Below are 15,287 nucleotides of genomic sequence, written 5' to 3'. Positions count from 1 at the left end.
ACTGTTGTTGACCCCAAAGGAAAAGCTGCGGGAGCATTGCTAGTTACTGTGGCAACTCCACAATTATCTGAGGTGGTTGGAGTTCCTAAAACAACATTAGTCGAAGTACATGCAACATTGGTTGTTCCTGTTGTAGCTGCTAGTGCAGTTATGGTTGGAGAAATATTATCTGTTATTGTTACTGTTTGCGTTGCTGTAGCTTGTAATCCTGCATTATCAGTTACAGTCCAAGTTACTGTTGTTGTTCCTAATGGAAATGCTGCAGGTGCATTGCTAGTTACTGTGGCAACTCCACAATTATCTGCTGTGATTGGAGTTCCTAAAACTACATTTGTTGAAGTACATGCAACATTGGTTGTTCCTGTTGTAGCTGATGGTGCTGTAATAGTTGGTGGAATATTATCCGTTACCGTTACTGTTTGAGTAGCTGTAGCTTGTATTCCTGCATTATCAGTTACAGTCCAAGTTACTGTTGTTGTTCCTAATGGAAATGCTGCAGGTGCATTGCTAGTTACTGTGGCAACTCCACAATTATCTGCTGTTGTTGGCGTACCAAGAGCAACACCTGTCGCAGTACAAGCTGTATTTGTCGTTACAGCAACATTTGCTGGCGCAGTAATTGTTGGATTCTCATTATCCGTTACCGTTACTGTAAAACTACAAGTATTAACAATGTTCAAACTTGCATCTAATTCATGAAATGTATTTGTAGTTAATCCAGGAAAAATACTTCCGGAAGGCAACCCAGCAACTTGACTAACCGTATTCCCAGAACTTGGTGTTGGTTCTATAAAAGTTACAACTGCTCCACAAAGTCCGGGGTCATTGTTAACTAAAATAGGTGTTGGACAAGAAATTGCAAATGCTACATTCCCTTTTAAAGCCTCCACATTTTTACTTTTATTTGGAATTAAATAATAGTCTGTATTTAAAGATGAAATAGTTCCCCCTTCAAGTATAGATAAATGAGAAGAAATCCAATCTTGTTCTTTGTGATTTTCTTCTGTAAAGGTTAAATTATTTTCAACTATGGTGTGCTGGTTTGGTAAGTCTTTTTCATTAGTTGTAAACCAAAAAAAACCACCCAATAAACCAATAGATAAAAGGAAAAGGTTCAGGTTAAGTCGAAATTTTAAATAAAGTAGTTTTTTAATCATAGCGTTAAAATTAAATCACTAATATAATGGGGTTAATGGGGTACTAAAATTACATTCAATTAAAAAAATAGTGTAGATAAAAATCCATCTATTTGCAGTCGCTTTTACATACTAAAATCAATAGTAGTTTCAAGATAACTCTTGGGGCATGTTTAATAAACTTATAAAAGTTAATTAAGGAAAATGTTATTTAAGTTTCATAATAAATAACAATTATGGAGGTAAAGTTTCTTTTCATATTTTTAGGGGTTTTAACAGTCAAATATATAAAAAATAATAATACAAAACCATTTTGTGTTGAAAATTAACATATTACATTTTAAAAAATTGCTATATCAACTAACAAAAAAGAATAATTTATTACTTAATATCGAAATTTTGTTTTATTTCTATTACAAAATATATAAAATACAAAACAAAAAATAGGTCAGAAAAATTAATGTTATAACATAAAAATTGCAACCAAAATTGAAGTTAATACAATTCCTATTCCAAAAATTTTAAAAAAGGTAGAAGAATTTTTATTCTGAATTTGAACACTTTTTATGTCTTGACTATTAAGTTTCGTTTTAATTTTCTCTCCATATTCATTATTTATTCCATAAAAAACTTCATTATTTTTTTCGATTGATTCATAAATAAACTCATCACCGTTTTGCATGGTAACTTTATAATAACCATTATTATTACTGCTTGCCTGATCTAATGACGTAGGCTTTTTATAAACGTTACAACTTTGTACCATAAATATAACAAACACTAAAACTGCAGCTCTTTTAAAAATACTCATATAAATTATTTTGAACTTTAAAATTATACAAATTATCCTACAATTACATAAATTGTTTCTTTTATTTTCTTAATTAACACCTATAAACTATCAAATTAACCAAAACTATTTATTTTTTGTAGTATCATTCATTTTTGTACTTTAACCTTTTTAAAATTAAAACGATAAACCTATGAAATTTAAAGTTGTTTTCTTTTCAGTAATTTTAATAGCAACCAGTTGTAAAAACGAGCCCCAAATCAAAAAAGAAGAAGTTCCAGTTAAAAAAGATTCATTAACCATTGCTATGGAAATTCATGAAAGAGTGATGGTTATAGACACGCATAACGACATCGACATTGCTCAATTTACAGATAGTATTAATTATACCCAAGAATTAGACAATCAGGTAAATTTGCCAAAAATGAAAAAAGGCGGATTAGATGTTTCTTGGTTTATTGTTTATACTGGTCAGGGTGAATTAACAAAAAAAGGATACGATGAGGCTTATAAGGAAGCTATTGATAAATTTAAAGCCATTCATAAACTTACTAATGAAATTGCACCAAATGATATTAGTTTAGCGGTAACTTCCAAAGAAGCTAAAGCCATCTATAAATCGGGTAAAAAAGTAGCTATGATTGGTGTAGAAAATGGATATCCAATTGGTACAGATATTAAAAGAGTGAAAGAGTTTTACGATTTAGGAGCTCGTTATATGTCACTTTCTCATAATGGTCATAGTCAATTATGTGATTCTAATACCGGTGAACGAGATACTATTTGGTTACACAACGGTGTAAGTGAATTGGGAAAAAAAGTGATTGAAGAAATGAATAAATGGGGAATGATGATCGACGTTTCTCACCCTTCCAAAGAATCAATGCGTGATATGATAGCGCTTACAAAAGCACCATTAATAGCTTCTCACTCATCATCAAGAGCACTTTGTAACCATAGTCGAAATTTAGACGACGAGCAATTAGAATGGATTAAAAAAAATGGTGGAGTGGTTCAAACCGTTGCATTTAATAGCTATGTAAATGAAGAAAAAAGCAAAAAATTTAATGAAGCTAGTAAGTCTATTTTAAATGAAATAGCTGCTACTAAAAAGTTTAAAATTGTTCCATGGAGTGAAGTTCAAAAAATGAAGAAAGAAGCTCAAGAAATTTATTTTGAGAAGTATTCTGAAGTCAAAAAAATAGCAAAACCTCACTTAGCTAAAATACATAACATCGCCGAACCTGTAAACGTGGCTGACTTTGTAAATCATATAGATTACATGGTTCAAAAAATTGGAATAGACCATGTTGGTATTAGTTCCGATTTTGATGGCGGAGGTGGTGTAGAAGGTTGGAACGATGCTTCTGAGACCTTAAATGTAACTATCGAATTGTTAAAAAGAGGATATACAGAACCTGAAATTGAAAAATTATGGGGAGGAAATTTATTGAGAGTTTTAGATAAAGTACAACAAATTGCTCAAAAAATACAAGCCAAACAACTTTAAATTTAAGCTCTTTATTATATTTTAACAACTCAGCAACTCTTTTGTAATTGGCAAATTTTAAACTAATTAATTAGCTAAAACTTCATACACCATCATTTTACCGTTGTTAACGGTTGCTATAATGTAATTTTTATTTTTAACCTTTATACTATTTAAATGCTTAATTTCTTTATTACCAAAATTAATTCCCAGATCTATTCCGTTTAAAACAGCACCTCCAGACAACATCATATAGCCAATATTACCATCAAATTTAGCATTGTATGGTGGAGCTCCAAAAAAGTTACCTGCAATTAACATTTCTTCTTTTCCATTTTTATCAAAATCTTGCTTTAAAAAGGAAGTAATTGGAGCCCATTGCAGCATATTTATAAAAGATTTAAATATAAATTTACCTTTATCGTTCTCTAAATAACCTGAACTTAGGTTGGTTGCTGTTCTTAATTCTGAATCTTTTATAAATGCTTTATCAAAAACTTGATCGAAAGAATTGCCAGCAAATTCCTTATAGGTTTTAAATTTACTTTGAAAAGGTTCTCCAAAAACTGCATCTAAATCATCTTTATCATTAATACTATAGTACACCTTGTTTTTAGCAAAAGTCACCAATGTTTCTACTTTTCCATTCTTACTAAAATCTCCAACAAACATTTTTAATGGATACTGTTTTGAGGCCTTAAATTTGGTGTTTAAACCCCAGTTTCCAACTAAATAATCGAGATCCCCATCTCCGTCAATATCAAAAGGAGCAATTGATTGCCATAAACCAGTATTGTTGTTTTGAGCCAATAAATCGGTAACATTTTTAAATATTCCATTTTCATTTTTGAAAAACTGAGGAGACATCCATTCCCCAACTACAATTAAATCGTCAATTCCATCTTTATCAAAATCGGTAAAAATAGCATCTGTTAACATTCCCAGAGAGGCTGACAATTCACTTTTAACGAGGCTGAACTTCCCTTTTCCATTATTTTTTAACAGATAAGATGATGGAATTTTACCAAATCCTGAAGCCGATGATCTACCCCCAATAAACAAATCTATGTCTCCATCGTTATCAAAATCGTTGGTTCTTACAAAAGATCCATTTTCAAAATACTCAGGTAAGGCGTTTACAGCCTTAGAAAACGCACCTTTTCCATTATTAATATACAGTCTATCTTTTAAAGGCAACGATTTGTTATTAAACTCTCCGCCTCCAGAAACCACAATTAAATCTTGATCACCATCGTTATCAGCATCAAAAAAAGTGGCATCTACATCTTCAGAAATGGCGTCAATTTCAAAATAGGAAGGTTGCTTTAATAGGATGTTTGTATCATTTTGAGTAAATAATTGAGCATTTATTCGAGTTGAACCACCCATAAACAAATCCATTTTTCCATCATTATTTATATCTGCCATTGCAAATGCTGGACCTTGGGTTGAAACCTTATACGGTGTTAATGGTCGAATATCAAATTCTGAAAAATTATTTTCAATATGACTAATAGCTAGGAAATTTGAATCAATAACTTTTTTAAACCAAGGTTTGTTACTTTTAAATAGCTCTCCATAATCTATATTTTGTCTATTCATCTCAGGTTTCAACACCAAAGTCTGATTTGTTTTTACATTTTTAATTGTTTGAGAAGTATTATCTGGCCAAATAATTAAAAGTGAATCTATTGCCGTAATATTAGAAAAACCAAAATGAATTATGGGTTCAACAGAGGATTGAAATCCTCTTGTGGTATATAATTGTCTGAACTGAAATTTAGATTTATGATAAGCAAATACCTTAGTTCCCAATCCAAACGTGTTTTTAGTGTCTGTTTTGAAACTAAGTTTCAAATAGGTGTTGTTTTTAGAATTATTTTTCAATAATGTTGGTTTTGCATTGTAATTATTTACAATTAAATCTAAATCACCATCATTATCCAAATCAGCATAAGCTGCACCACTTGATTCAGTTGGCGTTTTTTTGCTCCAAATTCCAGATTTATCTTCAAATTTTAAATTAGAATTCCCTTTATAAAAATAATTATGAACCGCTCCTTTAGCCATTAAATCCAATGCCTTTTGATCAAATAATTTTGACGTATTTACTTTTTTGCTAATAGCCTCATCGGTAAAAGTTCTTGCATAATCAAGATCATTAAAACGCCCATATATTCCGTTGGTAACAAACAAATCTAGCTCTCCATCTTGATTGTAATCGGCTAATAATGGTGCCCAACTCCAATCGGTTGCTTCTACTCCACTATACAAGGCAATATCTATAAAATAGGTTCCTTTTTGATTAATTTGAAGCATGTTACGTGCAAATTGAGGAAAATAACCTAAATTTTCTCTTATTTTATGATACTTTATTTGATTGTCGTTAAGTGTCGATTTTAAATGTTTTTCTTCTTCAGGTAGCATATCTAAAGTAATAATATCTGGATACCCATCGTGGTTGACATCGGCCACGTCGTTCCCCATAGAATATCTACTAACTTTACCAAAATGCATTTTTAATTGATCGGTAAAAGTGCCATCTTGGTTGTTAATGTAATAATAATCGTCTTCGTGAAAATCGTTACTTACATAAAAATCGTCCCAGCCATCGTTGTTAAAATCGGCCACTGCCACACCCAATCCATACCCATTAGGCCCGCTATAAATACCAGCCTTTTGGCTCACATTTATGAATTTACCATCTTCATTACGCAACAATCTTCCTCCATTACTTTCACTAACTCCAAGTCTATTTGAAGCAGGACCAAAAGACTCGGCACTGTGCTTGCCTTCATTTAATAAGTACATATCCAAATCACCATCTTTGTCGTAATCAAAAAATGCAGCATTGTTTGCGTGTGATTTTATGTTTAAATTATAGGTGGCTCCTTGTTCTGAAAAAGTTAAATCACCATTATTTATAAACAACTCGTTATGACCCTCAAATCCTAAAATACCAACCACCGCACACACATAAATATCTAAAAGCCCATCGCCATTTATATCTACCATAACAGTGCCTGTATTCCAATCAGATTCTCCTGCAACTCCTGCTTTTTCAGTAATATCTTCAAATTTAAAGTCGCCTTTATTAAGGTATAATTTATTGGAACCCATATTGGCAGTGAAATAAATATCTGGCAATCCATCATTATTAATATCACCAACAGAAACACCTCCTCCATCATAAAAATACATATAATCTAATGCATTTAGTTCTTTAGTGTTTTCCAATTTATTTATGAATTCAATGTTAGAATCACCACTGGAAACTTCAGTAAATAGGTTTTTTTCTGCTTCAGAATTGCAACCAATTATTGTTAATAGTACTAAGAAAAGAAATCTTCTAATCATTGTATTTAAATAGTTTTGGAATGTCATTATTTGGTGCTGTAATCAAATATTTTGTTCCTTTTTCTTTATTAATAAGTTTCATTCCTCTAATTTGACCCTTTACAAAAAATCCTGTTTTGTTATGCGGTTGCCAACTAAAACCACCTTTGCCATCTCCAAAATAGACATCGCCATAACTTGCATCTTGTCGGGTAAATTGTGTTTTGTATCCAAAATTATTTCCTGAAGTAATTATATCTAATTTTCCATCTTTATTCACATCAAAAACAAGAATGTTATTGATTGTTGACATTTGAGCTCTTACTGGTAAAGGTTTTACTTCAAAATTATTTTTGGTGTTGATAAGCACCAATGAATTAAAAGTATTTATAGTTTTAACACTTGTGCTTTCTAAAATTTCTTTTGAAAACAATTCATCAATAGATTTTGTAGCGTAATCTGCAAAGGTCAGTTTCAAATTTTTTATTGAAGGAATTTGTTCAACTAATTCGTTATACAAGCTTACAGGTATGTCTTTTCCATTAATTATTCTGGTTAATACTTGTTCTATAGAACCATTATTATCAAAATCATTCACAAACATTTTAACTGGTTGAGTCTCATTTGCTTTATAAAACGAATTATTTCCTCGATTACCTAGCACAATATCTACATCACCATCGTTATCTAAATCGGCAACTTCTATGCAATTAAAAGCTCCCGAAATTTGATCTAAATTCGATTTAAAAACACTTAAACTAGTTCCATCATTTTTAAAAATTGAAGGTGACATCCAATCTCCTGCGAGCACTAAATCTTTAAACCCATTACCTGTGAAATCATGCCATTTAGCATCGGTAACCATCCCTATATTTTTTATTTTATAAGCCGAAGCATCTGTAATATCTTTAAAATCTCCTTTTCCATTGTTTTGAAGTAAATATTGTGGTGGGTTTAACCCATAAACGCCTGGTAAACTTCTATTTCCAACAAATAAATCGACATCACCATCTTTATCAAAATCACATGGCGCAATAACCGATGTGTTGTATGAACCCGTAGGTAAGTTAAAAGTACTTGGTAAAAAATTCCCTTTCCCATCATTTATATAAAGTCGATCTTTAAATTTATTGACACCAGAATTAACTTCATTCCCACCAGAACCAACATATAAATCAAGATCTCCATCACCATCAGCATCAAAAAAAGCTGCTGCCGTATCCTCGAAATAAGAATCAATTTCTAATTGCTTATTTTTTAAAATAACAAATTTACCTACTTTATTTTGCATGTAAATTGATGCAGATTGTTGCTTTGCACCACCAATAAAAAGATCTTCTAGCCCATCGCCATTAATATCTCCAACGGCAACAGACGGGCCTTCTTTTGAAAGCATAAAAGGCACTAAACCTTCTTCATTAAAATCGATATAATTTTCTTCTTCATGACCCCCAAACTGCTGATTTGTTTCAGAAAAATAAGTTTTTATTACCTCTTTTCTCTTCACACCTTCAGCCTCTGTTGCATCAGTAACTTTGAGATTTATTGTTTTATTTACGGCTACATTTTTAATAGTTTGAGTATTTTTATTTGGCCATACTACTTTTAAAGAATCAAGTTGTTGAAAATTACCTAATCCAAAATTTAACACATAATCTACTGAAGACTGAAAGCCTCTAGATGGCATACACTCTTGCGTAAATATGTTGCCCTTAACAAATAATTTTACTGTTGTTCCAACACCAAACTTGTTTTTTTCTGTACCAAAAAGTTTTACTTTTAAATAACTATTCTTTGATTTTGTATTTGATGTGTTTTCATAGGCTAACATTTTTTGATTCACATTACTAACAATTAAATCTAAATCGCCATCATTATCTAAATCTGCATATGATGCTCCATTAGAAAATGTAAGATCTGAAAATCCCCATTTTTCGGCCATATTGGTGAACGTTAAGTTTTGATTATTTTTAAAGGCATAATTCATAATTGGGGTACTTGGCATTTTGCTTATGACCGCTTCCAACTCTTCTTTTTTACCTGTTAATGCCATTTTCTGAATAATACTATTGGCAAAATAATCTAAAAAATCCTGATTTGTTAAATCGTGATATAACCCATTGGTAACATAAATATCTTTGTATCCATCGTTATCCATATCAAAAATTAGGGGAGACCAACTCCAATCGGTTTCAGCAGTATTGCTCATAAAACCAATTTCTGAAAAGGTATTATTGCCATTATTAAGTTGCAACGTATTTTGCATATATTGATGGTGAAAATCTCTGTTTACCTTTAATTGATACACAAAATAACTATCAAAATTAGCTAATTCCTTCAATCGTTTATCTTCTTCTTGTAACATGTCGGCTACATAAATATCTTGCAAACCATCGTTATTAATATCTGCAATATCAGCGCCCATAGAAGACATTGTTAAATGGGCCATGTATTCTTTTACCTCATCTTTAAAAGTTCCATTACCTTGATTGATGTATAGATAATCTCGTTCATAAAAATCATTACAAACATAAATATCTGGTAGTAAATCATTATTAACATCACCAACAACAACACCTAAACCAAACCCAATTAAGCTTCCATAAATACCTGCTTCTTCACTAACATCTACAAACTTGCCGTTATCATTTTTAAGTAATTTATCTCCACCACCTTTAAATAGTTCTGGTAACAACCAATCTTTATCTCGTAAATTTCTTTGATTGGCATATTCTAATGTGTTAACTGGTATAAAACTGTTATTGAGTATATAAACATCTAAATCTCCATCACCATCATAATCAAAAAATGTAGCGTGGGTAGTAAAACCGTCATCATCCAGTCCATATTTTGCAGCTTGCTCTGTAAATGTTAAATCTCTATTATTAATAAATAATTCATTTTTCCTATTATCTCCTTTTACATTTCCAGCATTTGAAACATAAATATCAAGATAGCCATCATTATTTACATCTACCATAACTACTCCAGTAGACCAAGCATGTGTTCCTTTTGAACCTGAAGTTTCACTAATATCTTTAAATTTTAAGTTTCCTTCATTCAAAAATAATTTATTTGATCCCAAATTGGAAACCATATAAATGTCTGGTAATCCATCATTATTTATATCTCCTATTCCCACACCTGCACCATTGTAAAAATTACGATATGAAAAAATATTAAGATCTTTAGTGTCCATTACTTCATTTGTAAAATCTAACCCAGTATCATCACTACTTAGGCTTTTAAACAATTTATCCTCCGAATTTTTAGTAGCTTTATTACAAGATTGCAACAACAACAAACCTCCAATAATTATATAATATCTTATGTTTTTACTTCTTAACATCATATGCGTTTGTGCCTAATTAATTTGTATTATTTGTTCTTTTTACAACTTCCAAAAGTAAGGAATTATTTGTACTTCTTTAAATTTTCAAAATTATTACCAACAAAAATAAATTAAAGATAAAAACAGAAATTTAATACCTTTGTAGTTATTGTAAATTTGGTTACAATGAAATTAAAATGTTAGTACAAATGAAAATTATTTATATTTCAATTCTATTTCTTTTATTTAGTTTAACAAGTTGCAAGGACAATTCTAAAATTCAATTAGATGATGCTTCCAAGAAAGAATTGTTAACTGAGACAGATGCATTAACCTTGATGTCTGAAGTATATGACACCTATCAGAATTCAGAAAAATATTTAATAAAAGGTATTTTTTACCCGGCTAATTTATTAAGTCAAAATTTAAAATTATGGGGGGACGAAGGCAAGCAGTATGCTGCTTTTAATGTAAGTCCAGCAAATGCCAATATAAATAATTTTTGGGTTCAATCGTATGAAGGCATTATAAAAACAAATAAAACCATTCTAAGTTTGGATTATATGTTTGAAGAAAAAATTATTTCTGAAGAAACATATAAACGTTTAAAAGGGGAATGCCATTTTAATAGGGGGGTTTTTTATTTCTATCTAGCCTCTAATTTTGGAAACGTACCGTTAGTTCAGGAAATTGATGAAACGGTTGAACTTTCTGTTGCAATCTCAACTCAAGACGAAGTGTTTAGTTGGGTGGTTCAGGATTTAATTTTAGCCAGTGAACAATTACCCGTTACTTTTGAATCTAAATCAGATACAGGCAGAGCAACCAAAGGAGCGGCCTTGGCTTATTTGGGTGAAGCATATATGTGGTTGAAACAATATGATAAAGCTATTATTGCCTTTAGCCAATTAGAAAAAAATTATGAATTAATGCCTGATTATATAGATATTCACGCATTTAAACATCAAAATAACAAAGAATCTATTTTCGAAATTCAATTTAATGGTAATGATAATTTAGGTTGGGGGCGCGATAATTATTCTACATTTATACAATCTTTTTCTTTGCCAAATGAATTGGGTGGTGCTGGCCTTGTGTATGCGAATCCAGTATTGGCTACCATTTTTAATCCAACAGATACTCGTAAAGTTGCAACAGTAATAGGCCCTGGAGAATCTCATCCAGACTCGACCATAAACATATCTAGTTATAATAGTGTTCAAGAACAATTTGACGGAATTAATACGTTAGGAACTAAAGATAAACCTTGGTTGGGAGATGATGGTGAACGCTCTGGATATTATGCAATTAAAAATTGGAGAGCTCCAGATCCAAGTACATCAGCTTCTACTGTTTTTAGTAAAGCAAATGTTATTTTAATGCGTTATGGTCAGGTTTTACTTGGATTAGCTGAAGCCAAATTAAACACAGGAGATATTGAAGGTGCTGCCGAACTAATTAATAAAATTAGAATTCGTGCAAAAGTTGAACCTACAACATCAAAAGATCTTTTGCCAGTTTTATTAAATGAATACCATTTTGAACTTTCTAGTGAGTATTCACTTTGGTATGTTCTTAGACGCTCCAATCAGCATCTTAATTTTATTAAAACTAATTACAATATTGAAATTCCATCTGGACATGATTTGTTACCAATTCCTGAGCAACAGCTTAAATTAAACAAAGCACTTAAACAGAATAATGGCTATTAATTTATAGAATCGAACGTTATCAAAATGAATGCTTCAATAAAACTTGAAGCATTTTTTTTGTAAAATATCAAGATTTCTTTCAAAATTGAAGTTTGAAAAGATTAATAATAGGTTAATGGTATGAATGACCTAATAATAAACTGCCTTTTTTTATTTAGCTTTGAAAAAAATTTAAACATATGAATTCTATAAAAAACTTTTCATTCTTTGTTGTAAGCTTATTAATCATTAGTTCTTGCTCTAAAACAAGCAAAAGTGGGCTCTTATTTGATTATGAATTACCCAAAAACTCTGGTATTGATTTTAAAAATATAGTGGTTGAAACTGATAGTTTAAACTACTTTAATTTTCCTCAAATTTATATGGGTGGTGGAGTTGCTATTGGTGATATAAATAATGATGGTTTACAAGATGTTTTTTTTACATCGAACCAAAATTCAAATAAACTTTTTTTAAACAAGGGCAATCTAAAATTTGAAGATATTACCGAAAAAGCAGGTGTTTCCGGGAATAAATTATGGAATACTGGAGTTTCTATGATTGATATAAATAATGATGGTTTTTTAGATATTTATGTTTGTGTATCTGGACATGCTGAAAACAAAAAGAACCAATTATATATCAATAACGGCGATTCAACATTCACAGAAAGTGCAGAAAAATATGGTGTTGCAGATAATGGTCAATCCATCCAAGCTAGTTTTTTAGATTATGACCAAGATGGAGATTTAGATATGTACATTGCAAATTACCCATATGTTCCAACAAGTACACCTACTTCTTTCTATAGAGAAAAAATGTTAAATCCTACCATTGAAGATTCTGATCATTTATACAGAAATAATGGAAATAATACCTTTACAGATGTAACTGTAGAAACAGGAATTTTAAACTACGGTTTGACTTTAAGCGCCAATGTGGGTGATTTTAATCAAGATGGATGGCCAGATATTTATGTGTCTAATGACTTTACTTCTCCAGATTATTTTTATATAAACACCAAAGATGGCAAGTTTAAAAATGTTGCTGATTCCGTTTTAAAACACACTGCACTTTATGGAATGGGAGCAGATATAGCCGATTATAATAATGATGGCCTACTCGATTTTATGCAATTAGACATGACATCTGAAAGTAATAGAAAACTAAAAGCCAATATGTCTGGAATGAACCCAGACTCTTTTTGGGAAGTAGTTAGAGATAGTATGCATTACCAATATATGCATAATATGTTGCAATTAAATCGTGGTATGGATGAACACGGAAATTTAATGTTCAGCGAAACATCTAGAATTGCAGGAATGTCGGCAACTGACTGGAGTTGGAGTAGTTTATTTGCAGATTTAGATAATGATGGGTGGAAAGATGTTTTCATTACAAACGGCTCTAGAAGAGATGTTAACAATACCGATTACTTTAAAAAACTTAAGAAAAAAACACATTTTGGAGTAAAATTAACGGTAGACGACGTTAAAAAAATTCCTTCTGAAAAAGTAGAAAATTATGCTTTCAAAAATAATGGGGATTTATCTTTCACTAATGTTTCAAAATCGTGGGGTCTAAATTTAAATGGATTTTCAACTGGAACAGCATATGCCGATTTAGATAATGATGGAGATTTAGACTTTGTAGTTAATAATTTAGATTCTATTGCAACCATACATAGAAATAATTCTAGTGATCAAAAACTAAATCGCTTTTTAAGATTTAAATTAAATGGGCCAAAATCAAACCTAAATGGACAAGGTGCAAAAATAAAAATTGTAAATAAAGGGTTATCTCAATTTCAAGAACTTTACTTAAGTAGAGGTTTTCAATCATCCGTGGAACCATTTGTTCATTTTGGTGTTGGAAATGAAAAAACGATTGAGATTGTAACTATTGTTTGGCCAGATGGTAAAACACAACAATTAGCAAATGTAAAAACCAATCAAGTTCTTACTCTAAATTATGCCGATGCAGTTGCAAAAAATATAGACCCAACTAAAACAGTTGAGCCTATATTTAAAGATGTAACTGGATTGTTTAATTTTCCTTACAAACATGGTGAAACGTATTTTGATGATTATAAATTACAAACTCTTCTTCCTTTTGACCATTCTACTTTAGGTCCAAAAATGGCTATTGCAGATGTAAATGGAGATGGTTTAGAAGATGTTTTTGTAGGAAATGGTGCTGGTTTCGAAAGCGAGTTGTTTATACAACAAGCAAATGGTTCATTTAGTCAAATGCAAACGCCAGCATTTAAAAAAGATGCACCGTTCGAAGATATGGGAGCTGCATTTTTTGATGCTGATGGCGATTTAGATTTAGATTTATATGTTGTAAGCGGTAGTTACGAGTTTAAAGTAGATTCTCCAATGTTGCAAGACAGATTGTACTTAAACAACGGAAAAGGATTATTTACAAAAACAACTTCAAATTTACCTGTTTTAACTGCAAGTGGATCTGTTGTAAAACCTGCCGATTTTGATAATGATGGCGATATCGACTTATTTGTCGGAGGTAGATTAGTTCCAGGAAGTTATCCTTTACCAGCAAAAAGTTACCTTTTAGAAAATAACGGAAAAGGTATTTTTAAAGATGTTACAGCAACATTTGCTCCTGAATTTAACAGTTTAGGTTTGGTTACAGATGCAATTTGGACAGATTATAATAATGATAAAAAATTAGATTTAATAATTACCGGAGATTGGATGCCAATTTCAATTTTCAAAAATGAAAAAACCAAATTTACCAATCAGACGAAAGTTGTTGGTTTAGAAAAATCAACGGGTTGGTGGTCTAGTATTGCACAAGCAGATTTTGATAAAGACGGAGATATGGACTTTGTTGTTGGAAATTTAGGCTTAAATTATAAATCTAAGGCTTCAGATAAAGAACCATTTGAAGTGTTTGCAAAAGATTTTGATGCAAATGGATCTATGGATATTGTGTTAAGTTATTACAATGAAGGAACATTATTCCCTGTTAGAGGTCGTGGTTGTTCATCAGAACAAAATCCAAGTATTGCTGAAAAATTTGAAACCTATAATGGTTTCTCAGTGGCAAATGTAACTGAAGTTTATGGCGAAAATGAACTAAGAGATGCATTACATTACAAAGTTCATACCTTTGCAACTAGTTATGTAGAAAATTTAGGAAATGGTAAATTTAAAGTTACAAGTCTTCCAAATTTGGCTCAATTATCATCTGTTAATAAGACCTTAATTGATGATTTTGATAAAGACGGACATTTAGATATTGTTATTGCTGGAAATTTATTCGGATCTGAAATTGAAACAACTAGAAACGACTCTAGTATTGGATTGTTATTAAAAGGTGATGGCAAAGGTAATTTTACTCCTGTAACTAGATTAAATAGTGGTTTTTATGCTCCAGACGATGTAAAAGATATGGCTTTTATTACTTTAAAAGATAAATCTAGATACATTGTAGTTGGTTCTAACAAAGCAAGTTTAAGAGTTATTAAAGTACTTAAATAGATAGATTA

The 15,287-nt window shown here is 31.0% G+C and carries 7 protein-coding genes; 3 read left to right on the top strand and 4 right to left on the bottom strand.

Annotation, left to right across the window (positions count from 1 at the left end; all coding sequences use genetic code 11):
- Both Q8S45_RS10240 and Q8S45_RS10235 read right to left on the bottom strand, forming a co-directional pair.
- Positions 1-1,157: HYR domain-containing protein (locus Q8S45_RS10240; RefSeq protein ID WP_305604373.1), on the bottom strand; the 1,157-nt coding region annotated here is incomplete at its 3' end.
- Between the two features lie 442 nt (positions 1,158-1,599).
- On the bottom strand, positions 1,600-1,947 hold the full coding sequence (locus Q8S45_RS10235) for a hypothetical protein (RefSeq protein ID WP_305604372.1): 348 nt from the start codon (positions 1,945-1,947) through the stop codon (positions 1,600-1,602).
- 172 nt (positions 1,948-2,119) lie between these two features.
- Here Q8S45_RS10235 and Q8S45_RS10230 point away from each other — a divergent pair, with 172 nt between their 5' ends.
- Positions 2,120-3,436 carry a dipeptidase gene (locus Q8S45_RS10230; protein ID WP_305604370.1) on the top strand — a complete coding sequence of 439 codons (1,317 nt, stop codon included), beginning with the start codon at positions 2,120-2,122 and terminating at the stop codon, positions 3,434-3,436.
- Between the two features lie 66 nt (positions 3,437-3,502).
- On the opposite strand, the gene Q8S45_RS10225 is transcribed toward Q8S45_RS10230, so the two are convergent.
- Together Q8S45_RS10225 and Q8S45_RS10220 are read right to left on the bottom strand one after the other, a co-directional pair.
- A complete protein-coding gene (locus tag Q8S45_RS10225) occupies positions 3,503-6,772 on the bottom strand; it encodes a VCBS repeat-containing protein (protein WP_305604368.1) in 3,270 nt (1,089 codons plus the stop codon).
- Complete coding sequence (locus tag Q8S45_RS10220) at positions 6,765-10,103, bottom strand: FG-GAP-like repeat-containing protein (protein ID WP_305604366.1); 3,339 nt, start codon at positions 10,101-10,103, stop codon at positions 6,765-6,767. The genes Q8S45_RS10225 and Q8S45_RS10220 overlap by 8 nt, the downstream gene beginning before the upstream one ends.
- Before the next feature lie 188 nt (positions 10,104-10,291).
- Here Q8S45_RS10220 and Q8S45_RS10215 point away from each other — a divergent pair, with 188 nt between their 5' ends.
- Entirely contained in the window at positions 10,292-11,794 is a 1,503-nt protein-coding gene (locus Q8S45_RS10215) for a RagB/SusD family nutrient uptake outer membrane protein (RefSeq protein WP_305604364.1), read from the top strand.
- 179 nt (positions 11,795-11,973) lie between these two features.
- Positions 11,974-15,279 (top strand): VCBS repeat-containing protein, encoded by a 3,306-nt coding sequence (locus Q8S45_RS10210; protein ID WP_305604362.1) that lies wholly within the window; start codon positions 11,974-11,976, stop codon positions 15,277-15,279.
- Positions 15,280-15,287 lie beyond the last annotated feature (8 nt).

Origin of the sequence: Lutibacter sp. (genome assembly GCF_030692605.1) — a bacterium.
Classification (GTDB): domain Bacteria; phylum Bacteroidota; class Bacteroidia; order Flavobacteriales; family Flavobacteriaceae; genus Lutibacter.
The sequence above is the reverse complement of the archived record's forward strand: the minus strand, read 5'-3'. Positions and strand labels throughout refer to the sequence as shown.